This window comes from Streptomyces sp. MNU89, assembly GCF_020982505.1.
Lineage (GTDB): Bacteria > Actinomycetota > Actinomycetes > Streptomycetales > Streptomycetaceae > Streptomyces > Streptomyces xinghaiensis.
The window spans coordinates 2042496-2068212 of the sequence record NZ_JAJKLL010000001.1 but is presented as its reverse complement, the minus strand read 5'-3'; the positions used below and the strand labels follow the sequence as shown (position 1 = coordinate 2068212).

Here is a 25717-nt window from a genome sequence, read left to right as displayed (position 1 = left end):
GCGGCCGTCAGGAGAGCAGCGGCAGGGTGGCCAGCGTGGCGACGGCCCAGCTCACCGGGGCCACCACGGCGGCCATCACGACGGCACGGAGGACGGCCGCGCGGCGCAGCAGGGCGGCCGGGGCGCCGGCGTGCCGCAGCGCCTCGGTGGTGCCGGCCCGCTCGGCCCGCGACTCCACGGCCGTGATGACCACGGTCAGCGTCACGCACGCCACCACCAGCGCGGCTCCGAGAGCGAGAAGCGGTCCGAACGAGGCCACGGCGGCCGGACCGGGGCCGCCGTACAGCCGGTCCGCCGCGAGGACGCCGGTGGCCACCGCGCACAGCACACCGAGCGGGCGGCCGGTCCGTCCCGCCTCCGCCTGCAGGAACCGGCCCGCCAGCAGCCGCAGCGCGCCGGGCCGGCCCGCGGCCAGCAGCCGCCCGGCCAGATGCGTCAGCCCGGGGAGCGCCGTCACCAGGCCGACCGCGACCAGGGCCCACCCGGCGACCGCGCCCGGCGGGATGCCGTCCGGGCGACCCGGCAGCGGGGGCCCGCCGCCCGGTGGGCCCCCGCTGCCGGGGCCGGCGTACGACGCCAGCGCCAGCCCGGCCGTCAGCAGGGCGATGCCCCAGGGCAGTTCGCGCAGCGCGGTGCCCGGCGTGTACGGATCCCGTCCCGCGGACCACGGCACGGCCTGATCGTGGCCGGTGGACCGGTGCCGGTGCTCCGCGGACGCCGGGCGGGGGCGCAGCGCGAGCGCGGTTGCGGCACCCGCCGCCGCCGGCACCACGGTCAGCAGGGTGAGAACGGCCGGGAACGGGAGCGGCACCCCGGCGCCCAGCGCCTGCTCCGCGCCGGGAACGGCGGGGATGCCGAGGTCTCCGCGGAGCAGCAGGAACACCAGTGCGGCCGCAACACCGCCGAGGAGGCAGGAGAGGACGGTGGAGGCGGCGGCCAGCAGCGCCAGGCGGGCGGGCCCGCATCCGGCCGCGTACAGGTTCTGCCGGGGCCCGGCGCCGTGATCGGCGCGCGCGGCGGCCACGGCCAGTTGCACGGACGCCGCGAGCGGCAGCGCGCACCACAGCAGCCGGACGGCGGAGGAGCCGGCCCCCGCCGGGAGTGCGGCCGCCTGGCCCAGGCTGCTGAGCAGCAGAAAGCCCGTACCGGCGGAGGCCGCCGCGACCGCCAGCCGGCGCGCCTGGACGGCCGGGCGGGCGCCGCGGGCTAGACGGAGAGCGAGCACGTCGTTCTTCCCTCGGTGTCGTCGTTGCCGCCGGACGGGCCGTCCCCGGCGCCGCTGTCGCGGTCGGCGGGTGCGTCGGCGGGCCGGCCGTCGAGCAGCGCGAACCGGCGGTCCGCGTGGGCGGCGACCCCGGGGTCGTGGGTGGCCAGGACGACCGTGATCTCGTGCGAGCGGGCCGCCGTGGTGAGGATGCGCAGCACCGAGGCGCTGTCCGCGCTGTGCAGCCGGGCCGTCGGGTCGTCGGCGAAAAGCACCGACGGCTGGGCGGTCAGGGCGCGGGCGACGGCCACCCGCTGCCGCTGTGCCTGCGTCAGGGACGCCGGACGGCCGCGGGCGCAGTCGCCGGCGTCGAGCCGTTCCAGCCAGCCGAGGGCCGCCGTCCGGGCGGCGCGCGGGGCCGTGCCGCGCAGCAGCAGCGGCAGCGCGGCGTTCTCCCAGCCGGTGAGCTCCGGTACGAGCCGCGGCTCGGTGCCGATCCAGCCGAAGCTCTCGCGGCGCAGCCGCTCCCGCGCGGCCGCGCCGAGGGGGTGCACGGGGGAGCTGCGGAACCACACCTGGCCGCTGTCCGGCACGAGACGCCCGGAGAGGCACTCCAGCAGGGTCGTCTTGCCGCTGCCGCGGGGCCCGGTGACGGCGATGACCTCGCCCTCCCGGACCCCGAGGGAGACCCCGGCGAGCACGGGTGTGCCGCTGGTCGCGTAGTGCAGGGCGTGTGCCCGGAGAACGTCGTTGTCCGGCGGGGCCACCATGGCGAGCACCTCGGCTTGTGTGAGCGGTGCGGCCTCCGTCCCGGCGTGAGGGCGGGAGACCGGTCGGTGCCTGGAACGGTAAGGAGTCGAGGGCCGCGGCACCTCACCGGGGGTGGGATATGCGCCCGTTTTTCGTCCGATCGGATGGACGGCCGCGCGGATGGTCCCGCGACCGGCACCGTACCGGGACGTACGCGGAGGCAGGTCCCGGACCGCGGAGGGGGCGGCCCCCTGCTGCGATGTCCGCCGCAGCGTTTAGGGTGGGTGTCTCACCCATTGGACACCGACAGGGAGGGGTGGCACGTGACCACCGAACTGCGTCGTCTGCGCAACTACATCGGCGGGGAGTTCCGGGACGCCGCCGACGGCCGGACCACCGACGTGGTCAACCCGGCCACCGGCGAGGTGTACGCCACCGCTCCGCTGTCCGGCGCCGCCGACGTCGACGCCGCCATGGCCGCCGCCGAGGCCGCCTTCCCGGCCTGGCGGGACCTCGTCCCCGCGGACCGGCAGAAGGCCCTGCTCAAGATCGCCGACGCGATGGAGGAGCGCGCCGAGGAGCTGATCGAGGCCGAGTGCCGGGACACCGGCAAGCCGCTCGGGCTCACCCGTTCCGAGGAGATCCCGCCGATGATCGACCAGGTCCGCTTCTTCGCGGGCGCGGCGCGGATGCTGGAGGGGCGTTCGGGCGGCGAGTACATGGAGGGGCTGACCTCCTTCGTCCGCCGGGAGCCGGTCGGGGTCTGCGCGCAGGTCGCGCCGTGGAACTACCCGATGATGATGGCGGTCTGGAAGTTCGCCCCGGCGCTCGCCGCGGGCAACACGGTCGTCCTCAAGCCCTCCGACACCACCCCGGCGTCGACGGTGCTGCTCGCCGAGATCCTCGGCTCCGTCCTCCCGAAGGGCGTCTTCAACGTCGTCTGCGGCGACCGCGACACCGGCCGGCTGATGGTCGAGCACCCGGTGCCCGCGATGGCGTCCATCACCGGCTCGGTCCGGGCCGGCACGGAGGTCGCCGCCAGCGCCGCCAAGGACGTCAAGCGGGTCCACCTGGAGCTGGGCGGCAAGGCCCCCGTCGTCGTCTTCGAGGACGCCGACCTGGCCAAGGCCGTCGAGGGCATCACCGAGGCGGGCTTCTTCAACGCCGGCCAGGACTGCACCGCCGCGACCCGCGTCCTCGTCCACGAGTCCGTGCACGACGAGTTCGTCGCCGCCCTCGCCAAGGCCGCCGCGGACACGAAGACCGGGCAGCCGGACGACGAGGACATCCTCTACGGCGCGCTCAACAACGCCGACCAGCTCGCTAAGGTGAGCGGCTTCATCGAGCGCCTCCCCGCGCACGCCAAGGTCGAGACCGGCGGCCGCCGGGTCGGCGAGCGGGGCTACTTCTACGCCCCGACCGTCGTCTCCGGCCTCCGGCAGGACGACGAGATCGTCCAGAACGAGGTCTTCGGCCCGGTCATCACCGTCCAGCCCTTCACGGACGAGCAGCAGGCGCTGGAGTACGCGAACGGCGTCGAGTACGCCCTCGCCTCCTCGGTCTGGACGAAGGACCACGGCCGTGCCATGCGGATGTCCAAGGCCCTGGACTTCGGCTGCGTGTGGATCAACACCCACATCCCGCTGGTCGCCGAGATGCCGCACGGCGGCTTCAAGAAGTCCGGCTACGGCAAGGACCTGTCGGCCTACGGCTTCGACGACTACACCCGGATCAAGCACGTCATGACGTCGCTGGACAGCTGAGGCGCGGCACGCCGGCGACGCCACCGGACGCCCCCGGGCCGCCCCCGGGCCACCACCGTGGCCCGGGGGTGCTCGGGCGTCCGGGGCGCGCCGGGTATCCGTCGACGGGTTCGCCGAGGGGGAACCGTCTCCGGGCGCAGGGGCGGGCCCGCCGATAATCGGTTCCGTCCCGGCGCCGCCGTCCGTAGGGTCCGGCGCATGCCCGATACCGCTCCGCCGCCCCGGCTGCCCCGCCTCACCTTCCACGGCCCGCTCTCCGAGGCGCGCGCCGCGCGGCTCGTCGAGCGACTCGGCCGGCACCGCCCCGCGACCGTCCTCGACATCGGCTGTGGCTGGGGCGAGTTGATGCTGCGCGTGCTCGGCGCCGTGCCCGGAGCCACTGGGACCGGCCTCGACATCAACGCGGAGGATCTGGCCCGGGGCCGGGAGAACGCCCGTACCCGGGGACTGGCCGGCCGGGTGGAGTTCCTCGCGGAGTCCGCGGCCGGGACCGACCGCGGGCCGGCCGATCTCGTGCTGTGCACCGGCGCCGGCCACGCCCTCAGCGGGGACGTGGAGCCGTCCGGGGCCACGGCCGCCGCCCTCCGCGCGCTGCGCCGGCTGGTCGCTCCCGGCGGGCGCGTGCTCTTCGGGGAGGGCTACTGGGAGCGCCCGCCCACCGACGGCGAGCTGGCCGCCATGTGGCCCGGCGCCTCCGCCGACGACCACCACGACCTGGCGGGGGTGGTCGGGGCCGCGCTCGGTGCCGGGTTCCGTCCCGAGTGGATCGAGACGGCGAACGCCGACGAATGGGAGGAGTTCGAGTCCGGCTACCGGGCCGGCACGGAGACCTGGCTCGCCGCGCACCCGGACCATCCGCTCGCCGCCGGGACGCGCGAGCGCGTCGACCGGCAGCGCACCTCCTGGCTGACCGGTTACCGCGGTGTCCTCGGCATGGCCTACCTCACCCTGGTGCCCGCCGGCTGACGGCGTGCCGCCCCGGCCCGGGCGCCTCCCGGCGGGGGGCGTCAGACGCGCCCGCAGGAGTACAGGACCAGGAACAGCACGGCCGTGCCGACCAGGCTGATGAGCAGCGAGCCGAGGCATCCGCTCCGGTTCGAGAAGAAGACGAACATGCCTGATCCCATCCCATCCTGTGCGCCGCCGTGGTGCACTCCGGCCCGCCGGCGGCCGGCCCGCCCGTGCGCCTCGGCGAGTACCCGTCGCCGACGGCCGCAGTCCTGAGCGGTCCCCGGGGCGCCCGCGGGACTGGGAAAAGCGGGGAAACGGGTGGCGGCGGGCGGCCCGGCGCGCGGCCGGAGCCCGGCGCGCGGGCCGTCGGCGGCGCTACCGGCGCAGCCACTCCGCCGTGTAGGCGTCGATCTCCGCGGCCAGCTTCGCCTTCCCCGCCGGGTCGAGGAAGGACGCCTCGACCGCGTTCTTGGCGAGGCCGGCGAGGCCCGTCTCGTCGAGGTCGAGCAGGCGGGCCGCGACGCCGTACTCGGTGTTGAGGTCGGTGCCGAACATGGGCGGGTCGTCACTGTTGATGGTGACCAGGACTCCCGCCGCCACCATGTCCTTCACGGGGTGCTGGTCGAGGTCGGTGACCGCGCGGGTGGCGATGTTGGAGGTCGGGCAGACCTCCAGGGGGATGCGGTGTTCGGCCAGGTGTTCCAGCAGCCGGGGGTCCTGCGTCGCGCTCGTGCCGTGGCCGATGCGCTCGGCGCGCAGGTCGTTCAGCGCGTCCCAGATGGTCTGCGGGCCCGTGGTCTCGCCCGCGTGCGGGACGCTGCGCAGCCCGGCCGCGATGGCCCGGTCGAAGTACGGCTTGAACTGGGGCCGGGGCACGCCGATCTCCGGCCCGCCGAGCCCGAACGACACCAGCCCCTCGCACTGCTGCTCGACCGCGATCCGGGTGGTCTCCTCGGCCGATTCCAGGCCCGCCTCGCCGGGGATGTCGAAGCACCAGCGCAGCACCACGCCCAGCTCGGCCTCTGCCGCCTTGCGGGCGTCCTCTATGGCGTCGACGAACTCGGCGTCGGGGATGCCCCGGCGGGTCGAGCTGAACGGGGTGACGGTCAGTTCGGCGTACCGGATGTTCTGCCGGGACATGTCGCGGGCGACCTCGTAGGTCAGCAGCCGGACGTCCTGGGCGTCGCGGATGAGGTCCACGACCGAGAGGTAGACCTCGATGAAGTGGGCGAAGTCGCGGAAGACGAAGTAGTCGGCCAGCGCCTCGGGGTCGGTGGGCACCGGGGAGTCGGAGTGCCGGGAGGCCAGGGCGGACACGATGCGCGGCGAGGCGGAGCCGACGTGGTGGACGTGCAGCTCGGCCTTGGGCAGTCCCGCGATGAAGGGCTGCAGATCGGTCATCGGTCCTCCTGGGTACGGCCGGGCGGCGGGCGCTCCGGGGTGGCCGGAGCAGCATCATCGTAGGCGCGGGCGGGGACAGCACCGCCCGGCGGCCCTGTCGCCCGCCCGCGGCCCGCGGACCGTGCGGGCACGCGACTCGTCCGGTCCGGCCCGGAAGGCGGCCTTCCGGAGTCTGTGCCGGATTCTTTGCGGCAATCCGCCCCTCTTTGCGGTGGTTCCGCGCACCGGCAGGTGTGACGATTGGCGGCTCCCGCTCTCTCCTCAACCGTCACGTCATCACATGGGGACACGAGGAGGCGCTCTGCATGCGCGACACCGGGGCGGACGACGGCGCGGTCGAGTGGCTGGTCTCCGCGGCCCCCGACCCGGCGGCGTGCCGCCTGGAGTGGGAGCGGAACCCGCTCGGAGTGGTGCTGCTGCCCGCGGGAGGCCGCTGGGACGTCCTGATCCTTCCGGGGCAGCTGGGTTTCCCGGCGCTGGAGGTGCTCCGCCGCCGTATCGACCGGCCCGGCCCGGTGCTGGCCGACTTCGGCGACGAGCGGACGGGCTTCTTCGTCCCGTCGGGCACCGCCGAGCGCTGGGTCGGCACGGGGATGCGCGCCGCGGGCCGGGGCACCTGGGTCGTCGTGCCCTATCCGGGGGTGGCGACGGGCGGTGTGCGCTGGGTCGTGCCGCCCGACGGGGCCGGAACGCTCAACGACCCGGTGCTGCTGGAGCTGGCGCTGCACGAGGCCGCCGCCGGACTGGCCCGCGGGGGCGGCCGGTGAGCGCGCCGGCGAGGGCCCACAGCAGCGGGACGGACAGCAGCCAGCTGCCCAGGACGTCCAGCGGCCAGTGGTATCCGCGTACCACCAGCCCCGCGCCGACGGCCAGGTTCAGCAGCAGCGCGCCGGCCGTCAGGGCGCGGCGGGCCGCCGTCCGGCGGAGATATGGCAGGAGCAGCAGGGTCGCGGCGCCGTAGGCCACGGCGGCCGTCGCCGTGTGGCCGGAGGGGTAGAAGCCCTCGCCCGCAGTGAGCGGCAGTCCGTCCGGGCCCGGCCGGGCCGTCCACGCCTTGAGCGGGACGACGAGCGCCGGAACGGCGGCCAGCGCGGCCGCCGCCGCGAGCGGTGGCAGCCACGGGCGCCGCGCGCCGGGCGCGTACGCCTCTCCCTGCGCCTCCCCGTCCGCCCCTCCGCACGCCCTCGCGGACGTCCCCGCGCGCTTCCGCCGCTCCGCCCGGGCCCGGCGCCGGCCGAGGGGGACGACGGCGACGGCGGCCAGGGCGAGTACGGTGGCGGCGACCGGCAGATGGCCGAGGTCCGCCGCGAACTCCGCGGCGGTGTCCCCGGGGCCCTCGCCGCCCGGCCGGGCCAGGATCGCGCCGGCGCGCTCGTCCAGTGCCCGCAGCGGGCCGCCGGCCGCCACCTGCCAGGTGACCGCGGCGAAGAGCAGCACGGGCAGAAGGAGGGGGAGCAGGGCGCGGGGCGCCGCGAGCGCCGGAAGGTGCCGGAACGGCAGAGGCGGCCGCCCGGAACAGGGGTTGTTCCGGAGCGGCCGCGACGACCGGTGTGCCGCGCGCCCCGGGGGGTTTGGGGCGGGCGGCCGTCCGACCGGTGGAGAATCCCGGAGCCCGAAGCTCCGGTGTGCGCGAGGGCACGGCCGGTCCGGTGCTGGGGAGGCGCCGACCCGGCGCCGTCCGCGAAGATCCGCGGACGGGGTGTTTCTCTCATCTGCGGACGACCGTACGGCACCGGAAGGCGGCCGGACAGCCGGATCACCCGTCCGCCATGGGCTCCGCACACATTCTTCACGGAAGCGGACTGTAGCCGCAGGTAACACCCCTGGTGGACCCCGGGTCCGGTGCCGCGGCGCCGTCTCAGAGGCCGGCGAGCGCCCCTTCGAGGATGTCCAGGCCCTCGTTCAGCAGCTCCTCGCCGATCACCAGCGGCGGCAGGAAGCGCATGACGTTGCCGTAGGTGCCGGTGGTCAGCACCAGCAGGCCCTCGCTGTGGCAGGCCTTGGCGAGCGCGGCGGTCGTGTCCGGGGCCGGCTCCTTGGAGCCGGGGCGCACCAGTTCGATGGCGAGCATCGCGCCGCGCCCCCGCACGTCGCCGATCACCTCGTACTTCTCCCGCAGTTCGAGGAGGCGCGGCTTCATGACCTGCTCGATGCGCCGCGCCTTGGCGTTGAGGTCCAGCTCGCGCATGGTCTCGATCGCGCCGAGCGCCGCCGCGCAGGCGACCGGGTTGCCGCCGTAGGTGCCGCCGAGGCCGCCGCTGTGCGCCGCGTCCATGATCTCGGCGCGGCCGGTGACGGCCGACAGCGGCAGGCCGCCCGCGATGCCCTTGGCGGTGGTGATCAGGTCCGGCACGATGCCCTCGTCCTCGCAGGCGAACCACTGGCCGGTGCGGCAGAAGCCGGACTGGATCTCGTCCGCGACGAACACGATGCCGTTGGCCTTCGCGAACTCGGCGATCCGCGGCAGGAAGCCCTTCGCCGGCTCGATGAAACCGCCCTCGCCGAGCAGCGGCTCGATGACGATCGCGGCGACGTTCTCCGCCCCGATCTGCTTGCTGATCATGTCGATGGCCTGGGCCGACGCCTCCTCGGCACAGCGCTCGGGACCGGTGAGCCAGCGGTACGGGTAGGCCACCGGCACCCGGTACACCTCGGGCGCGAACGGGCCGAAGGAGTGCTTGTACGGCATGTTCTTGGCGGTCAGCGCCATCGTGAGGTTGGTGCGGCCGTGGTAGCCGTGGTCGAAGACGACGACGGCCTGGCGCCGGGTGTACGCGCGGGCGATCTTCACCGCGTTCTCCACCGCCTCCGCGCCGGAGTTGAAGAGCGCCGACTTCTTGGCGTGGTCACCGGGCGTCAGTTCGGCCAGCTTCTCGCAGACCTCCACATAGCCCTCGTACGGCGTCACCATGAAGCAGGAGTGGGTGAACGCGGCGAGCTGGGCGGAGGCCCGGCGCACCACGGCCTCGGCGCTGTTGCCGACCGAGGTCACCGCGATGCCGGAGCCGAAGTCGATCAGCGAGTTGCCGTCCACGTCCTCGACGACGCCGCCGCCGGCACGGGTGGTGAAGACGGGCAGCACGGAGCCGACGCCCGCGGCGACGGCGGCGCTCCGGCGGGTCTGGAGCTCCTGGGACTTGGGGCCGGGGATGGCGGTGACGACGCGGCGCTCCTGCGGGAGCGAGGGGCCTCCGGTGGTCGCGGTCATGGTGATCTCCTCTGGTCCGTGGCGGCGCGGTGCGGGGCGCCGCGCCCCTGCGTGCGGCCGGCGGGGGACGCCCTCCGCGGGGGTGCGGCAAGTCCGGCGGAATGCCCGGATCGGGCATGTACTCCGCAGGCTAGGGGCGGGCGGTGGTCCGGGGCATGCTCCGATCGGTAGCGCTGCGCGTGTCCCGTTGTCCGCGGCGGCACCTTCGCGGCGGGACGACGCCGCGGGACGGGTCCGGAGCCGCCGCGGGACGGGGAGGCGCCGCGGGACGGAGCCGCCGCGGGCGGGGCGGCACGGGCGGGGAGGCGCCGCCGCGGGCAGGCGGGGCGTGCCCGGGGCCGGGGCGCGGTGTGGGGCACTAGATTGAACGGGTAGGAACAGCAGGCCGGTTGGCGGGGCAGGGGCGAGAGGCGGCAGATGGACACCGAAGGCGCACACGACGGCCGTCGGGGCACCGGGCACCCGGGAGCGGTACCGCCTCCCGCCGGACCGCCCGCACCGCCGCCCCCGCAGCCGCCGTCCGGTTTCCCGGCCCCGTTCCGTCCCCGCGCCCGGTGGAGGGTTCCGGCGCCGGGGCCCCGTCCGCCCCGGGCCCGTATCCCGGGAGCCCGGCCGTGCCGCCCGCACCCGCGGGGATGCCGGCGGCCGCGCCGGGCGGCGGACCGAACGGCGGCCACACCGGCCACGCCGCCACACCGCCCACGCCGGTCATGGTGCCGAGGGCGGCGCCGGCGCGGCACCGAGCGGTCCGGCCGCGCCCTTCCTCGACTGGGTACGCGCCCCCGCCCGGAGGCCCGCCCGGCATCTGGCGCCACGGCCACCGGCCCCGGCCGCCGGAGGAGCCCGAGCGGATCCCGGGCCGTTCCCTGCTCAGCGGCGCCCTGATCTCGTTCCTCTGCGGCTGGCTCATCTGGTCGCTGTGCTGGAACGGCTATCTCGGCGACTACTGGCTCTGGCCGCTGCTGCTGTTCACCCCCGACTCCTGGCGCGAGGCGGGCGGCAACCACTTGGCGTACGTCTGGGCCGCGTACCTCTACTACGGCCTGTTCGCCGCCGGGCTCGTCGTGGTCTTCGGGCGGCTCGGCCGCTGGCCGGAGCTGTACCGCCGCTGGGCCGCCCCTCTGCTGCGCCGGCTGTGGGACGACGGCGACCGGCAGGCCCGCCGCCCCGCCGGAGGCCGACCCCGCCGAGTGGCCCGAACTCCGCTCCGGCGGCGCCCCGGACGCCGCCGACCGGCTGGCCGCCGAGGCCCGCGCCGGCCGGCTCACCGACGTGGACTACGCCCGCATCCGCCGCGCCTGGACCGGTGTGCGCGGCCGGCCGGAGCGGCTGCCCGCCTTCACCGACACCGTGCTGCGGCACGGCGCCGCCGCCTGCCTCCACCCGTCCGGCGCCCGCGATCTGCCGGTCCGCACCGCCCGCCACGACCTGGCCGCCGGGCAGGTCCGCCTCGGCACCGCCGCCGACGACCGGCGGAACCCCTACCGGCACCGCGGGGCGGGCTTCGCGCTGGCGCCGGAGCTGCTCGCCACCTCGCTGCTGGCCGTCGGCCCGCCCGGCGCCGGGAAGACGGGCCGGCTGGTGCGGCCCGTGCTGGAGTCGCTCTGCCTCCAGGCGCTGACCGGCCGGACCGCCGTCGTCGCCGTCGGCGCCTCGGGCGCCCAGCTCGCCCCCGACGGCTTCTTCGACGTGGTCATCCGCATCGGGCGCCCCGACTCGGCCCACGACCTCGACCTCTACGGCGGCACCACCGACCCGGACGAGGCCGCCGGCATCCTCGCCGAGGCCCTCATCGGCGACCTCGCCGCCGCCCACCCCGGCGGCGGCGCCCGCCGGGCCCCCACGGCGCTGGCCCAACTGCTCGGTCCCTTCCGGGCCGCCCACGGCCGCTTCCCCTCCGTACCCGAACTCCGCGAACTGCTGGACGGATCGGCGACCGCCCTCGGCGCGCTCCGCACCGTCCTGCGGGACACCGGTCAGCTCGCACAGGCCCGTGAACTCGACGCGCGCGAACGGCAGTCCGGGCGCGCCGACGACGCCTGCGCCCTGCTCGCCGACCGGCTGGCGCTGCTCGACCGGCCCGCCTTCGCGAACTTCTTCGCCACCGCCGAGGGGAGCCGCCCCTTCTCGCTGCGCGCCCTCGACCACCCGCTGCGGGTCCGCATCGACCTCCCCGAACGCGGCCACGCCGAAGCCTCCCGCATCCTGGCGCGGCTGGTGCTCGCCCAGTTCACCGAGTGCGCCGTGGGCCGCGCCGACCGGTCGCTCTTCGCCTGCCTGGTCCTCCACGACGCCTCCGACACCATCACCGCCGAGGCGCTCCGCGGCATCCAGCGGCTGCGCTCCGCCAACGCCGGGGCCCTGCTCACCCTGCGTACCCTCGACGACGTGCCCGAGGCGCTGCGCAGCACCCTGCTGGGCACCGTCGGCTGCCGGATGGCCTTCGCCGGGGTGACCACCTGGGACGGCGCGCGCTTCGCCGAGGTGTGGGGCAAGGAGTGGGTGGAGGCGCGGGACGTCACCAACCGGCAGATCATCACCGACGAACCGCTCACCCGGGTCGTGCACTTCATCCGGCGGCTGGTCACCGGACGGGCCGTCACCAGCGAGTCGGTGACCGTCCGGCAGGTGGAGCGGGAGCGCTGGTCGGCCTCGGAGCTGGCGCACTCCCTGCCGCCGGAGCACGCGGTGGTCTCGCTGACCACGGCACGCGGCGAGCACGCCCCGCCGCTCCTGGTGGATCTGCGGAGCTGACCGGCGGGCTGCACGGCACCGCTCCAATGAGGCAGAATCGACCCATGCCGTTCATACGGGACGGCCTATTCGGTTCCGCGTCATCCCGCCTCCCGTGAAGGACCCATGCCCCCGACGCTCGCCTCCCTCGTGGCCCACCCCGCGCTCAAGCTCGCCGTCCGCGCGGGGGAGGACCGGCTGGAGACGCCCGTCCGCTGGGCCCACGCCAGCGAACTGGCCGACCCGGTGCCGTATCTCGACGGCGGCGAACTGCTGCTCGTCACCGCGCTCAAGCTGGATGCCGAGAACGGGGAGGAGATGCGGGCCTATGTCCGCCGGCTCGCCGGAGCGGGGGTCGTCGGGCTCGGCTTCGCCGTCGGCGTCAACTACGAGGACATCCCCGAGGCGCTGGTGTCGGCCGCGGCCGAGGAGGGGATGCCGCTGCTGGAGGTGCCGCGCCGGACGCCGTTCATCGCGATCAGCAAGGCCGTCTCGGCGGCCATCGCGGCCGAGCAGTACCAGGCCGTCACCGCCGGCTTCGCCGCCCAGCGCGAGCTGACGCGCGCGGCGCTCGGCCCGGAGGGCCCGGAGGCGCTGCTGGCCCGGCTCGCCGCGCACATCGGCGGCTGGGCCGCCCTCTACGACATGTCCGGGGCGGTGGTCGCCGCGGCGCCCGAGTGGGCCGCGCGGCGCGCCGCCCGGCTGACGACCGACGTCGAACGGTTGCGCGAGCGTCCCGCTCCGGCCAGTGCCGTGACCGGCGGTACCGGCGAGGACGACGACGGAGCCGACCGGATCGAACTGCAGTCCCTGGGCAGCGGCCGGCGCGCCCAGGGCGTCCTGGCCGTCGGCACCGGCGCCCCGCTGGGCACCGCCGAGCGCTACGCCGTCAACTCGGCCGTCGCCCTGCTGACCCTCACCGCCGAACGCTCGCGCACCCTGGCCGCGGCCGAACAGCGGCTCGGTTCCGCCCTGTTGCGGATGCTGCTGGCGGGTGAGCCGGACCACGCCCGGACGGTCGCCGGCACGCTCTACGGCGCGCTGCTCGACGCCCCCTTCCGGGTGCTCGTCGCGGAACGCGCCGGCCCGCAGACCCCGGACGCCGCGCCCGCCGCCGGCGACGGAGGCCCGGCCCCGGACCCGCTCGGCCGGCTCGCCGACACCCTGGAGGCCGCCGCGGCCCGGGGCGGGGAGCACCTCCTCGTCGTGCCCGACGGGGACCGGCTGGTGGTGCTCGCCGCGGACGGCGGCGCCGCGGTCGCCGCCTGCGAGCGGCTGGCCGAGGAGTACGAGAGCGCGGGGCGCCGCTCCCCCCGGCGCCGGGGCGGGCGGAGCACGGCGCCGGTGGCCGCGTTCGCCGTCGGCCTCTCCGCCCCGACCGGGCCGATCGCCGCCGTGTCCGCCTACCGGCAGGCGGAGCAGGCGCTGTCGGTGGCCCGCCGCCGGGGCCGGGTGCTCGTCGAGCACGAGGAGGTCGCGGCCGGGTCGGTGCTGCCGCTGCTCGCGGACGACGCCGTACGGGCGTTCGCCGACGGCATCCTCCGCCCGCTCCGGGAACACGACGCCACCGGCCGCGGCGACCTGGTCTCCTCGCTCCGCGCCTGGCTCTCCCGGCACGGCCAGTGGGACGCGGCCGCCGCCGACCTGGGCGTGCACCGGCACACCCTGCGCTACCGGATGCGCCGGGTGGAGGAGATCCTCGGCCGCTCCCTGGACGACCCGGACGCCCGGATGGAGCTCTGGCTCGCCCTGAAGGCGACCAGCGCGGAGTGAGGGGCGGGCGGCCGGGCCCGTGGGCAGGGCGGGCAGCGCTGCCGGGCGGCGGGAGCCGCCGGTGCTCCGCCGGCCGGAGTGCGGGGCGGCACGCCGAAGCGTCCTAGCCGGACCGGCGCACCGCTCCACCGCGGACAAACGCCATTCGGCGCCGCCGCCCCTAACGTGGTGCCCAGCACCCCGCATCCGCACCCCGCACCAGCACACCGCGGGCATCGCGCACGAGCACCCCGCACCAGCACCCACCGCACCATCCCCACCACCTCGGAAGGGCCGGGATCCGCTGTGACCCACACCCACGCGTTCTGGCTGGCCGGCCGACAGGCGACCGGCGACGACACACTCGATGTCACCTCCCCCTGGGACGGCAGGCTCGTCGGCACGGTGAGCGTCCCGACCGAGGCCCAGGTCGAGGAGGCCGTGGCCGCGGCGCACGCCGTACGGGCCGAGTTCGCCGCCACACCGGCGCACGTGCGGGCCGCGGCCCTGGAGCACGTCCAGCGGCGGCTGGCCGAACGGGCCGAGGAGATCGCCGGGCTGATCTCCGCCGAGAACGGCAAGCCGCTCAAGTGGGCGCGCGGCGAGGTCGGCCGCGCCGTCTCCGTCTTCCGGTTCGCCACCGAGGAGGCCCGCCGCTTCAACGGCGGCGAGGCGCAGCGTCTGGACACCGACGCGGGCGGCGCCGGGCGGCTCGCGCTCACCCGCCGCTTCCCGCGCGGCGCGGTGCTGGGCATCGCGCCGTTCAACTTCCCGCTGAACCTGTGCGCGCACAAGGTCGCCCCGGCCCTCGCCGTGGGAGCCCCGATCATCCTCAAGCCGGCCCCGGCCACCCCGCTCTCCGGGCTGCTGCTGGGCGAACTCCTGGCCGAGACGGACCTGCCCGCCGGTTCCTGGAGCGTCCTGCCGGTGCCCAACGACCGGATGCCCGCCCTGGTGCGCGACGAGCGGCTGCCGGTCATCTCCTTCACCGGGTCCGGCCCGGTCGGCTGGTCGATCCTCGACTCCGCGCCCCGCAAGCACACCACGCTGGAACTCGGCGGGAACGGCGCGGCCATCGTCCTGGCCGACTGGTCCTCGGACGCCGACCTCGACTGGGCCGCGACCCGGATCGCGACCTTCTCCAACTACCAGGGCGGCCAGTCCTGCATCTCGGTGCAGCGGGTCATCGCCGACGCCTCGGTGTACGACCGGCTGGTGCCCCGGATCGTCGCGGCCGTCAAGGAGCAGGTGACCGGCGACCCGTCGAACCCGGCCACCGATGTCGGCCCGCTGGTCAGCGAGGACGCGACCAAGCGCGTCGAGTCCTGGGTCGGGGAGGCGGTGGACGCGGGCGCCACGCTGCTCACCGGCGGCGAGCGGGACGGCGCCACGTACGCGCCGACCGTCCTCACCGATGTGCCGTCCGATGTCCAGGTCTCCTGCGAGGAGGTCTTCGGGCCGGTGCTGACCGTCACCCGCGCCGAGGACGAGGCGGCGGCCTTCGCGGCGGCCAACGACTCCCAGTACGGGCTCCAGGCAGGGGTGTTCACGCACGACGTGCGCACCGCCTTCCGCGCGCACCGGGAGCTGGAGGTCGGTGGCGTGATCATCGGCGATGTGCCGTCCTACCGGGCCGACCAGATGCCCTACGGCGGCACCAAGCAGTCCGGCGTGGGCCGGGAGGGTGTGCGCTTCGCGATGGACGACTACACCTACGAGCGCGTGATGGTGCTGACCGGCCTGGATCTCTAGAAGCCCGCAAGTCGGCGGGCCCGCAAGCCGCGGGCGCCGAACGGCCGGGGCGCGCAGCCCACACGACACGCCCCGGCCGCTCTTGTGCGGCCCTCGGGACCGGCCCGGCTTCCGGTGTCTCACCCGCCCGGGAGACACCGCAGGCGCCGGGTCAGTGCCCTCCGGCCGCCCGGGACGGCTCCCTCGATGCGTCCCGGAGTCCGAAGTCGAGCCGCGCGAGGCGGACCGCTCCGCGCAGCGTGATCCACAGGTCCCGCACACCGCGCGGGGCGCCGCCCAGCGTAAGTTCCACGGCCCGGTACGCATAGGGGCCGTCGGTGCACGGGACAACGGCTTCGCCGAGCGGCGTGCCGTCGGCCAGGGCGAGTGCGATGCGCGCCTCGCCCGGTTCCGCGCGGGCCGCCAGCAGGACGGCGGTGTCCGGGGCGGCCGGGCCGAAGTCGCAGGCGCGGAAGAGCAGCCGGGCCGCGGCGCCCGGGTCCGCCGGGGCCACCGCGTCGCCGCGGGTCTTCGTCCGGTCCACCAGGACGGCGTTCCCGGAGGCGTCGTAGTGGGAGGCCTCCAGGCCGGATTCCCGCACCGGGCGCGGGGCGGGCGGCGGTCCGCCGACGGTGACGGGCGCCGTCAGCCGGATGTCGGCGGCGGAGGCGCCGGCCTGGAGTTCGTAGCGGCCCGGGTCGGTGGTCCAGCGGCCGTGCGCCACGTCCCAGTGGCCCAGTGCCGCCACCGGCACGGTGAAGGTGAACCGTCCGGTCTCCCCGGCGGCGAGCCGGCGGCGTTCGTGGGCCATCAGCTGCCGGTGGGGTCGGGGCACGCGCGGAGCGACGGCGCGGGCGTAGAGCTGCACGACCTCGTCGGCGTCCCGGTCCCCGGTGTTGGTGACGGTGAAGGCGGCGGTGAGGGTGTCGCCGTCGCGGGTCACGGTCAGGCCGTCGTAGGAGAAGCGGCTGTAGGAGAGGCCGTGGCCGAAGGGGTAGAGGGGCGTGCCGTCGAAGTAGAGGTAGGTGGCGCGGGCGCCGATGATGTCGTAGTCGAACAGCCCGGGCAGACCGTCGTCGCCGGCGTACCAGGTCTGCGGCAGCCGCCCGGCCGGTGAGACGTCCCCGAACAGCACGCGCGCGAGCGCGGTCCCGGCCGCCTGTCCGCCGTGCGCCGTCCACAGCAGGGCGGGCAGCTCGGCGTCGGCCTCCGGGACGGCGTACGGGTAGCTGCTGACGAGGGCCAGCACGGTGCGCGGGTTGGCGGCGCGGGCGGCGCGCCACAGCCGTTCCTGCGCCGGGGGGAGTACGAGGGTGGTGCGGTCCTCGGTCTCCCGGCCGTTGATGTGCGGGTCGTTCCCGGCCGCCACGATCACGGTGCCGGCCGCGGCGGCGGCGCGGGCTGCCGCGTCCTCGCCCCGCTCGGTCACCTCGACGGTGAACACCTCGGCCGATTCCGGTCCTTCGTCCTCGCCCGTGGTGCGCAGCCCGTCCGGGGCGAGGCGGCAGAGGCGGCCGGAGCCGAGGTGCCGGAGCAGATGGCCGTCCCCGTGGGTTTCGAGGGCGAACGTCTCCTGGACCACCCAGCCGCCCGGCTCCTCGGCGGAGGCCCGGACGAAACCGTCCGCGGCGGCGCTCAGGTAGTGGCCGTCCGGGGCGCGCAGGGTGAGCACACCACCGCCCCAGTCGGTGAGCGCCAGTTCGGTGGGGTGCTCGCCGCGGGTCACGGGCGGGAGGTCCGTACGGCCCTCCGTGTGCGCGGGGTTCAGGGAGCCGGATCCGGGCGCCGCTTCCGGCGCACCGGCCCCGGCCGGGCCGGCGGGGACGTGCAGCCAGCCGCCCGAGGCGCAGCGCAGGCGCACCCGGTCGGAGCCGTCCGCGTGGACGACCCGTTCCGGGCCGAGCCGTTCGGCCAGGGCGCCGCGGAGGGTGCTCCGGCGGATCAGGTCACCGCTGTACCAGTCGCGTTTGCAGGCGTCGGCCATCGGTCCGATCACGGCGACCGTGCCGGCGCCGCCCGCCGCGTCCGCCCCCACGCCTACGTCCTCGCCCGCGTCCCCGTGCGCGGAGAGCGGCAGCAGCCCGTCGTTCTTCAGCAGCACGACCGCCTGTTCCGCCGCTTCGCGCGCCAGCTCTCGGTGGGCCGGGGTGTCGACGTGCTCCGGGCCGAGACCGGCGTAGGGGTCGTCCTCCGGGTCGAACTCGCCCAGTTCACGGCGCATCGCCAGCAGCCGCCGTACGGCCGTGTCGATGTGGTGTTCGCCGATCAGGCCGCGCTCCAGGGCACCGCGCACCCGGGCGGTGGTCGGCGCGGGGTCCTGGTCGTGGTCGGTGAAGCTGTCCACGCCGGCCAGGAGCGCGGCGGCGGCCGCCTCCTCGTGGGTGGCGTGGTAGCCCTGCGAGCCGGCGATGTTGGAGGGCGCTCCCGCGTCGGAGCAGACGACCAGCTCCCGGTCCGTCCAGGTGCGCAGCTCCTCCTCCAGATACGGCGAGAGGTGGTTGGGCCGCCCGTTGACCAGGCTGTACGCGGGCATGACACCGGCGACCGCGCCCGCCTCGACCGGCCCGCGGAAGGCCGGGAGGTCGTACTCGTGGAGCACCCGGGGCGGTACGGAGGCCGAGGTGGTGTCGCGGCCGGTCTCGTTGTTGTGCGCCAGCCAGTGCTTGAGGACGGGGGCGGTGCGCCAGTACCGGGGATGGCCGCCGCGGAGCCCGCGGGTGTAGGCGCCGGCGAGCGCGGCGGTCAGCGCGGGGTCCTCGGAGTAGCCCTCCTCGTTGCGGCCCCAGCGGGGGTCGCGGAGCGGGTTGACCACGGGTGCCCAGACGTTGAGCCCGACGCGGGGGTCCCGGGCGCGCATCCCCCGGATCTCGGTGGCCACGGCCTCGCCGATCCGCCGCAGCAGGTCCGGGTTCCAGCTGGCGCCGAGCCCCACGGCCTGCGGGAAGACGGTGGCCGGGCCCATCCAGGCGACCCCGTGCAGGGCCTCCTGGCCGGTGCGGAAGGCGGCGATCCGCAGGCGCTCCACGGCGGGCGCGAACTGGTGGAGCATCGCGATCCGCTCGTCGAGGGTGAGCTGGGCGAGCAGGTCGTCCACGCGCTGTCTGCGCGGCAGCCGGGCATCGCGGCGGGACGGCGGAGCGGTGGACACGGACGGTCTCCTCGCGGCCGGTGTGCCCCGAAGACGTCCGAGGCGGCGGAGTGCGGAGCGGGGGCGCACCACAGGCGGAGCGGGTCTGCGGCGTACGGCATTCGAAGCGCTTCGATGCTGCGCTGCGGGATCGGCCGTGTCAAGACGTAAAACACCGGCGCTCTGCGCTTCTTGGAGCCGACGAGCCGTCAACTCTCGCAAGCGCGGGCATTTTTGCGACGGCTCTTGCGTGACCACACCCCCGCACCTAACCTCGGCGCCATCGAAGCGCTTCGACCACTCGGCCAAGGGACTGGTCGTGCGGCGGTTACGCCACGAAGGGTTGACGCAATGCCGAACTTCCAGGGCCCGGACCACGCTTCCGGCCGCTCCAGCCCGCACAGCAGACGGACGTTCCTCGCCGGAGCTGCCGCCGTCACCGCGGCCGTCGCCGGCGGCGCGCCCCTGCTCAGCGGCTGCTCCTCGGGCGAGAGCACCAACCGGGGCGGTACGACCAGCGGCAAGGACCTCAAGAAACTGCTGCCCGCCCATGTGGCCTCCCGGGCGAGCGACCCGGACATCCCCAGCCGCAACGGCTCCAGCCCCGGCTTCACCCGGGCCCCCGAGCCCGAGGACCTCGCGGTCTCCGTCCGCGGCAAGCCGGGCAGCGGCGGCACCTACACCGCCTTCACCCCGCTCTGGGGCACCCCGCCGCCGAAGGACGCCGCGTATTACCGGGCCGTCAACAAGGCGCTCGGCGCCGAGATCCGCTGGCAGACCCAGGACGGCAACACCTACGGCGAGAAGCTGAGCGCCGTCCTCGCCTCCGACGGCATCGCCGACATCGTCTGCATACCGCAGTGGGAGATGCAGGGCCGCATCCACGGCGCGATCAGCGCCAAGTTCGCCGACCTGGGCCCGTATCTCTCCGGCGACAAGGTGAAGAAGTACCCCAACCTGGCGGCCATCCCCACCGCCGCCTGGCAGATGTCCGTCTTCGGCGGGAAGCTGCGCGGCCTGCCGATGCCCGCGCGCCCGCTCGGCGGCGTCGTCCCCTTCTACCGGCAGGACCTCTTCGAGAAGGAGGGTTACGAGGTCCCGGACAGCCCGGACGCGTTCCTCGCCCTCGCCAAGGAGATCACCCGCCCCGCGAGCAAGCGGTGGGCCTGCGAGGACATGTGGTGGTCCGCCCAGATCATCTTCGGCTGCCCGCCCGAGAAGCCGTACTACTGGACCGAGCGGGACGGCAAGCTGGTCCACAAGGTCGAGACGGACGCCTATCTCGAAGCCCTGGAGTGGACCCGCAAGCTCTACGCCGCCGGGGTCGTCCACCCGGACGCCGTCGCCGGCAAGGCCAACGACGCGGCCGCCCGCTTCACCTCCGGGCAGTCGCTGATGATGAACGACGGCGACGCCAAGTGGTACGGCCTCACCTTCGAACAGGCCTCGGCCAACCCGGACTTCCGCATCCAGGGCATGGACTTCTTCGGCCCCGGCGGCGGCGACCCCGTCCTCTACCAGGGCGCCCCCGCCAGCCTCTGGTCCTTCCTCAACAAGAAGCTGCCGAAGGAGCGGATCGAGGAGTGCCTCGCCCTCGCCGACTTCATCGCCGCGCCCTACGGCACCCGCGAGCAGCGGCTCGTCGACTACGGCACCGAGGGCGAGCACTACACGCTGAAGGACGGTGTTCCGGTGAAGACGGAGAAGGGTGTCAAGGAGGTCATGGACACCTACCGCTTCATCGTCTCCGCCGAGGCCTCCGTCGCCTACCCCGACCATCCGCGGGTGGTGAAGGACTACTGCAGCTGGATGCAGCGGATGGGCGCCCATATGCGCAAGCCGCTCTTCTACGGCATGCAGATCCAGGAGCCCACCCGGTACGCCTCCCTCTACACGCCGTTCGAGGACCTCGCCAAGGACGTGGTCCGCGGCCGCAAGTCGATGCGCGACGTACAGCGGGCCGTCACCGACTGGCGGAAGGGCGGGGGCGACAAGCTGCGCGACTGGTACGCGGAGCTGCTGGAGAAGAACGGCAGCGGAGTGTGAGCAGCGCCGTGCGCCCCCGGGCCACGGGGGCGCCTCCCGACACCACCGCCCCGGACGGCGACGGCGGCGGCCCCTCGGGCGCGCCCCGGCCCGCGCCCGCCTCCCGCCGCTGGTACCGGCTGCGCCGCGACCGTTCCCTGCTGCTGATGGCCCTCCCGGCGGTCGGCCTGCTGGTGCTGTTCGTCTATGTGCCGCTGATCTGGACCACGGTCGCCTTCAAGGACTACGACCCGTATCTCTCCGGGCTGTGGGACAGCCCGTGGACCGGCTGGGAGAACTTCTCCCTGCTGCTGTCCGACAGCCGCTTCTGGGACGCCGGCGTCAACACGCTCGCCATCACCTTCCTCCAGCTCACCCTGTTCTTCCCGGTCCCCATCGCGCTGGCGCTGCTCCTCAACAGCCTCATGAGCGAGCGCGTCCGGGCCGTCGTGCAGAGCGTGCTCTACCTCCCGCACTTCTTCTCCTGGGTGCTGGTCATCACCGTCTTCCAGCAGATGCTCGGCGGCGCCGGGCTGATCTCCCAGCTGCTGCGCGCCCGCGGCTACGAGGGCTTCGATCTGATGACCGACCCGGGCGTCTTCAAGTTCCTGGTCACCGCGCAGCTGGTGTGGAAGGACGCGGGCTGGGGCGTCATCGTCTTCCTCGCCGCGCTGTCCGCCGTCAACCAGGACCTGTACGAGGCCGCGGCCGCCGACGGCGCCGGGCGGTGGCGCCGCATGTGGCACGTCACGCTGCCCGCGCTGCGGCCCGTCATCGCGCTGCTGCTGGTGCTGCGCGTCGGCGACGCCCTGACCGTCGGCTTCGAACAGATCCTGCTCCAGCGGGACGCGGTCGGACCGGGCGCCTCGGAGGTGTTCGACACCTATGTGTGGTGGGTCGGCATCGCCAACGGCGACTACGGCGTCGCCGCGGCGGGCGGCCTGGTCAAGGGCGTCTTCAGCCTGGTCCTGGTCCTGCTGGCCAACAAGGTCGCCCATCTGCTGGGCGAACAGGGGGTGTACCGGAAGTGAGCGCCACGGCACCGCTGCGGACGGCCACCGCACCACCGGACCCGCCGTCCGCCCCGACGGCTCCGGAGCCGGACCGGCGCGGCGGACGGCCCGTGTGGGAGGAGGAGCCCGGGCCGGTCGGGCAGGGCCTGAAGGGCGTCACCCTCGTCACCGTCTGCGCGGCGATCCTCGGCCCGCTCTGGGTGGTCGTCGTCACCAGCCTCTCCGACCAGAAGACCATCACCGAGGCCGGCGGGCTGGTGATCGTCCCGAAGACGATCACCTTCCGGGCCTACCAGGAGCTGCTGAGCGGCGGGACGGTCACCCGCGCCACGGTCATCAGCCTGCTGGTCACCCTGGTGGGCACCGCCATCAGCATGGCCGTGTCCATCCTCTGCGCCTACGGGCTCTCCCGGCCCGGATCCCTGCTGCACCGGCCGATCCTGATGACCCTGCTGGTCACCATGTTCTTCAGCGCCGGCCTCATCCCCACGTATCTGCTGGTCACCGGCATCGGCCTGCAGGACAGCTACTGGGCGATGATCCTGCCCAGCGCCGTCTCGGTCTTCAACATCCTCGTCCTGCGGGCCTTCTTCATGAACACCGCGCCGGAGCTCATCGACAGCGCCCGGATCGACGGCGCGGGGGAGTGGCGCATCCTGCTGCGCATCGTGATGCCGCTGTCCAAGGCCGTCATCGCCGTCATCTCGCTCTTCTACGCGGTCGGCTACTGGAGCCAGTGGTTCAACGCGATGATCTACCTCAACGACGCCGGGAAATGGCCGCTCCAGATGATCCTGCGGCAGCTCGTCATCAAGCAGGAGGCGCCGCAGGGAATGTCCCAGATGATCGCCACCCAGCAGGTCCCGGGGCTGGCCGTGCAGATGGCGGTCATGGTCCTGGCGCTGATCCCGGTGGTGGCCGTCTACCCCTTCGTGCAGAAGCACTTCACCAAGGGGATGCTCACGGGCGCCATCAAGGGCTGACCCGGCTCCGGTCCCCCCTCGCCGGGGCCGGGTCCCCGCCCGCGCTGCCTCGTGCCACCGCACGGCCGTATGACCCGGCCGTACGAGCCGCTCCACTGTCCTCCGCACGGAAGGTCTCAGGCCATGCCGCACTCCGCAGAACCCGGGATGCCCGGCCGCCTCCGCCTCGCGGACGCGGTCCGCGGCCGCGTCCTCTACGGCGGCGACTACAACCCCGAGCAGTGGCCCGAGGAGACCTGGCCCGAGGACATCCGGCTGATGCGGGAGGCCGGGGTCACCCTCGTCACCGTCGGCGTCTTCTCCTGGGCGCGCATCGAACCCGCCCCGGGCGCACGGGACTTCGGCTGGCTCGACACCGTCCTCGGCCTGCTCGGCGACGCCGGCATCGGCGTCTGCCTGGCCACGCCCACCGCCTCGCCCCCGCCCTGGCTGGGCGCCCGCCACCCGGGACCCTGCCGCGCGACCCCGCGGGCGCGGTCGTCTGGTACGGCTCGCGCAACCACTTCTGCGCCTCCTCCAGCGTCTACCGCGAGCGCGCCGCCGCCCTCACCGAGGACCTCGCCGCCCGCTACGCCGGCCATCCGGCGCTGCGGCTGTGGCACGTCGGCAACGAGTACGCCACCCCCTGCTGGTGCGACGCCACCGCCCGCCACTTCCGCCGCTGGCTGCGCCGGCGCCACGGCACCCTCGACGCGCTCAACGAAGCCTGGGGCACGGCCTTCTGGAGCCAGGCCTACGGGAGCTGGGACGAGCTGATCCCGCCGCGCCGCGCCCAGTACCTCGTCAACCCCGCGCACGCGCTCGACTTCCGCCGCTTCACCAGCGACGCGCTGCTGGAGTGCTTCACCGCCGAACGCGACATCCTGCGCGGACACGACCCGCACACCCCCGTCACCACCAACTTCATGCCGTTCTTCGCGGGCGTGGACGGCTGGGCCTGGGCCGCCGAGGAGGACGTCGTCTCCGCCGACATCTACCCCGACCCCGCCGACCCGCACGGCGGAGCGGAGAACGCCCTCGTCCAGGACCTCACCCGCTCCCAGGCCGGCGGCCCCTGGGTGCTGATGGAGCAGGCCGCGGGCGCCGTGAACTGGCGGCCCGTCAACCGGCCGAAGCCGCGCGGGCTGATGCGTCTGTGGTCCCTGCAGGCCGTGGCGCGCGGGGCCGACGCCGTGTGCTTCTTCCAGTGGCGGCAGTCCCGGCAGGGCAGCGAGAAGTTCCACTCCGCGATGCTGCCGCACGCGGGCGAGCACAGCCGGACCTTTCGGCAGGTGCGCGAACTCGGCGCCGAACTGACCTCCCTGGGCGGCGAGGTGGCGGGCCGGCCGGTGCCGGCCGGGGCGGCGCTCCTGCACGACTGGGACGCCTGGTGGTCGGCCCGGGGCGAGGGGCGCCCCTCCGCCCTCGTCACCCACGACGGCCTGCTGCGCGCCTGGCACCGGGCGCTGTGGGAGGCGGGGATCACCACCGACTTCGCCCGCCCCACCGCGGACCTCGGCCGCTACGGCCTCGTCGCCGTCCCCCACCTCCACCTGCTCACCGACGAGTCACTGCGGAACCTCACCGATTATGTGCGCGGCGGCGGCACTCTTGTCTGCGGCTTCTTCACCGGCGTCACCGACGGCGACGACCGGGTCCGCCCCGGCGGTGTCGATGCCCGGCTGCGCGAGCTGCTGGGGATCACCACCGTGCACGAGTGGTGGCCGCTGGCGGAGGGCGAGACGGTCACGGTGACCACCACCACGTCATCCACCACCACACCCGCCGCGAGCGGCCTGCCGGGCACCTTCACCGGCACCCTCTGGTCCGAGGACCTCGAACTCGCCGGAGCGGAGCCCGTCGCCGTCCTCAAGGGTGGCGAGCTGGACGGCGGCCCGGCCGTCACCCGCCACCGCCACGGCGCCGGCACCGCCTGGTACGTCTCCGTCCTCCCCGAACCCCCGGCCCTGCGCGCCCTGCTGGCGCACGCCGCCGACGCGGCCGGGCTGCGGCCCGAGCTCCCGGGACTGCCCGCCGGCGTGGAGGCGGTACGCCGCGGTGACCTGCTCTTCCTCCTCAACCACAGCGGCGCCCCGGCCGTGGTCCCGCTCCCCGCCCCGGCCACCGACGTGCTGACCGGGCGGGACCACGGCACCGCCGTCCGCCTCGACCGCCACGGAGCCGCCGCGCTGCGCACCGGGGCACGGCGGAACGGAGCACCGCACGCACCGCACGCACCACACGCTCCCGAATCCCCACCCCGTAGAAGGAGACATCCCGTGCGACCCACTTCCCCCCGCATCCCCCGCAGGACGCTGCTCCGCACCGTCCTCCCCGCAGCGGCCGCGCTGGCCGGCCTGACCACCCTGGCCTCCGCGCCCGCCCACGCCGCCGTCTGGTCCTCCTCCGAGCAGTGGGGCACCTGGTCCAACGGCGGCTACACGCTCTACAACAACATCTGGGGCTCCGGTACCGGCCCGCAGACCATCTGGGCCAACTCGTACAGCGACTGGGGCGTCTGGGCGAACCACCCGAACACCGGCGGCATCAAGTCCTACCCCAACGCCAAGAAGGTCGTGAACAAGCCGATCAGCCAGATCGCCACGCTGACCAGCCACTACAACGTCACGGTCCCGAACTCCGGTGCCTACAACACGAGTTATGACATCTGGGACACCGACTACGACCACGAGATCATGCTCTGGGTCAACCGGACGGGCCCGGTCGGCCCCCTCGGCTCCCACCAGGGCGACGTCTCGCTGGGCGGCCACAGCTGGTCGGTGTACCGGGGCGACAACGGCCACAACGCCGTCTACACGTTCATCCGCTCCTCCAACTCGACCGCCGGCACGGTGAACATCAAGCCGATCCTCGACTGGCTGAAGAACACCAAGGGCTGGATCGGCGACGAGACCATCGGCGACGTCCAGTTCGGCTACGAGATCACGTCCTCGGCCGGCGGACTGGACTTCCGCACCAACAGCTTCGGCGTCTCGTCGAGCTGAGCGACGGCCCGGCGGCGCGCCCCGTCACCCCGCGGCGGGGCGCGCCGTCTCCCCGTTCCACCGTGGGCAGCGGTGCGAGCCGTTCCGCCGCC

At 74.8% G+C, this 25717-nt stretch carries 16 protein-coding genes and 1 pseudogene; 11 read left to right on the top strand and 6 right to left on the bottom strand.

What is annotated here, in order from left to right; all coding sequences use genetic code 11:
- Positions 1-7: 7 nt before the first annotated feature.
- Both E4N63_RS08740 and E4N63_RS08735 read right to left on the bottom strand, forming a co-directional pair.
- On the bottom strand, positions 8-1225 hold the full coding sequence (locus tag E4N63_RS08740; RefSeq protein WP_125622873.1) for a hypothetical protein: 1218 nt from the start codon (positions 1223-1225) through the stop codon (positions 8-10).
- Complete coding sequence (locus E4N63_RS08735) at positions 1207-1974, bottom strand: ABC transporter ATP-binding protein (RefSeq protein WP_230240370.1); 768 nt, start codon at positions 1972-1974, stop codon at positions 1207-1209. The genes E4N63_RS08740 and E4N63_RS08735 overlap by 19 nt, the downstream gene beginning before the upstream one ends.
- Positions 1975-2277: 303 nt before the next feature.
- Between E4N63_RS08735 and E4N63_RS08730 the strand changes: the two genes are divergently transcribed.
- Positions 2278-3717, top strand: a complete 1440-nt coding sequence (locus E4N63_RS08730; protein WP_125622871.1) for a gamma-aminobutyraldehyde dehydrogenase — start codon at positions 2278-2280, stop codon at positions 3715-3717.
- A 198-nt stretch (positions 3718-3915) separates the two neighbouring features.
- Entirely contained in the window at positions 3916-4683 is a 768-nt protein-coding gene (locus tag E4N63_RS08725) for a cyclopropane-fatty-acyl-phospholipid synthase family protein (protein ID WP_230240369.1), read from the top strand.
- A 360-nt stretch (positions 4684-5043) separates the two neighbouring features.
- On the opposite strand, the gene E4N63_RS08720 is transcribed toward E4N63_RS08725, so the two are convergent.
- Complete coding sequence (locus tag E4N63_RS08720; RefSeq protein WP_125622869.1) at positions 5044-6069, bottom strand: adenosine deaminase; 1026 nt, start codon at positions 6067-6069, stop codon at positions 5044-5046.
- 305 nt (positions 6070-6374) lie between these two features.
- On the opposite strand from E4N63_RS08720, the gene E4N63_RS08715 reads away from it, so the two are divergent.
- Positions 6375-6836: a hypothetical protein gene (locus E4N63_RS08715; RefSeq protein ID WP_125622868.1), complete on the top strand. Its 462-nt coding sequence runs from the start codon at positions 6375-6377 to the stop codon at positions 6834-6836.
- Here the strand turns inward: E4N63_RS08715 and E4N63_RS08710 are convergent.
- Both E4N63_RS08710 and gabT read right to left on the bottom strand, forming a co-directional pair.
- Positions 6763-7506 carry a phosphatase PAP2 family protein gene (locus tag E4N63_RS08710; RefSeq protein ID WP_230240368.1) on the bottom strand — a complete coding sequence of 248 codons (744 nt, stop codon included), beginning with the start codon at positions 7504-7506 and terminating at the stop codon, positions 6763-6765. The two genes, E4N63_RS08715 and E4N63_RS08710, sit on opposite strands and share 74 nt — an antisense overlap.
- A 421-nt stretch (positions 7507-7927) precedes the next feature.
- Positions 7928-9277 (bottom strand): 4-aminobutyrate--2-oxoglutarate transaminase, encoded by a 1350-nt coding sequence (gene gabT / locus E4N63_RS08705; protein WP_230240367.1) that lies wholly within the window; start codon positions 9275-9277, stop codon positions 7928-7930.
- A gap of 1272 nt (positions 9278-10549) precedes the next feature.
- Here gabT and E4N63_RS08700 point away from each other — a divergent pair.
- The 3 genes from E4N63_RS08700 (at position 10550) to E4N63_RS08690 (ending at position 15514) form a co-directional block, all read left to right on the top strand.
- Entirely contained in the window at positions 10550-12031 is a 1482-nt protein-coding gene (locus E4N63_RS08700; protein ID WP_374112721.1) for an ATP-binding protein, read from the top strand.
- A 105-nt stretch (positions 12032-12136) separates the two neighbouring features.
- Positions 12137-13783, top strand: coding sequence for a PucR family transcriptional regulator (locus E4N63_RS08695; RefSeq protein ID WP_125624313.1), 1647 nt, complete (start codon positions 12137-12139; stop codon positions 13781-13783).
- Between the two features lie 285 nt (positions 13784-14068).
- On the top strand, positions 14069-15514 hold the full coding sequence (locus tag E4N63_RS08690) for an aldehyde dehydrogenase family protein (RefSeq protein WP_230240366.1): 1446 nt from the start codon (positions 14069-14071) through the stop codon (positions 15512-15514).
- 151 nt (positions 15515-15665) lie between these two features.
- On the opposite strand, the gene E4N63_RS08685 is transcribed toward E4N63_RS08690, so the two are convergent.
- Positions 15666-18641 carry a glycoside hydrolase family 3 C-terminal domain-containing protein gene (locus E4N63_RS08685; RefSeq protein ID WP_230240365.1) on the bottom strand — a complete coding sequence of 992 codons (2976 nt, stop codon included), beginning with the start codon at positions 18639-18641 and terminating at the stop codon, positions 15666-15668.
- Positions 18642-18971: 330 nt separating this feature from the next.
- Here E4N63_RS08685 and E4N63_RS08680 point away from each other — a divergent pair, with 330 nt between their 5' ends.
- The 5 genes and pseudogenes from E4N63_RS08680 (at position 18972) to E4N63_RS31445 (ending at position 25625) form a co-directional block, all read left to right on the top strand.
- Positions 18972-20666, top strand: a complete 1695-nt coding sequence (locus tag E4N63_RS08680) for an extracellular solute-binding protein (protein ID WP_125624311.1) — start codon at positions 18972-18974, stop codon at positions 20664-20666.
- Positions 20663-21676, top strand: a complete 1014-nt coding sequence (locus E4N63_RS08675; protein ID WP_308188667.1) for an ABC transporter permease subunit — start codon at positions 20663-20665, stop codon at positions 21674-21676. The genes E4N63_RS08680 and E4N63_RS08675 overlap by 4 nt, the downstream gene beginning before the upstream one ends.
- A complete protein-coding gene (locus tag E4N63_RS08670; protein ID WP_374112720.1) occupies positions 21673-22641 on the top strand; it encodes a carbohydrate ABC transporter permease in 969 nt (322 codons plus the stop codon). The genes E4N63_RS08675 and E4N63_RS08670 overlap by 4 nt, the downstream gene beginning before the upstream one ends.
- Positions 22642-22710: 69 nt before the next feature.
- Positions 22711-23882, top strand: a pseudogene (locus E4N63_RS31450) (beta-galactosidase); the annotation flags it as partial.
- Entirely contained in the window at positions 23871-25625 is a 1755-nt protein-coding gene (locus tag E4N63_RS31445) for a beta-galactosidase trimerization domain-containing protein (RefSeq protein ID WP_374112863.1), read from the top strand. The pseudogene E4N63_RS31450 and the gene E4N63_RS31445, both read left to right, overlap by 12 nt.
- Positions 25626-25717 lie beyond the last annotated feature (92 nt).

Excerpts from the sequence above, each read along its gene's own strand:
- gabT (WP_230240367.1), bottom strand. The coding sequence starts at position 9,277 with ATGACCGCGACCACCGGAGGCCCCTCGCTCCCGCAGGAGCGCCGCGTC.
- E4N63_RS08680 (WP_125624311.1), top strand. The coding sequence starts at position 18,972 with ATGCCGAACTTCCAGGGCCCGGACCACGCTTCCGGCCGCTCCAGCCCG.
- E4N63_RS08715 (WP_125622868.1), top strand. The coding sequence starts at position 6,375 with ATGCGCGACACCGGGGCGGACGACGGCGCGGTCGAGTGGCTGGTCTCC.
- E4N63_RS08735 (WP_230240370.1), bottom strand. The coding sequence starts at position 1,974 with ATGGTGGCCCCGCCGGACAACGACGTTCTCCGGGCACACGCCCTGCAC.
- E4N63_RS31445 (WP_374112863.1), top strand. The coding sequence starts at position 23,871 with ATGCTGCCGCACGCGGGCGAGCACAGCCGGACCTTTCGGCAGGTGCGC.
- E4N63_RS08720 (WP_125622869.1), bottom strand. The coding sequence starts at position 6,069 with ATGACCGATCTGCAGCCCTTCATCGCGGGACTGCCCAAGGCCGAGCTG.
- E4N63_RS08725 (WP_230240369.1), top strand. The coding sequence starts at position 3,916 with ATGCCCGATACCGCTCCGCCGCCCCGGCTGCCCCGCCTCACCTTCCAC.
- E4N63_RS08695 (WP_125624313.1), top strand. The coding sequence starts at position 12,137 with ATGCCCCCGACGCTCGCCTCCCTCGTGGCCCACCCCGCGCTCAAGCTC.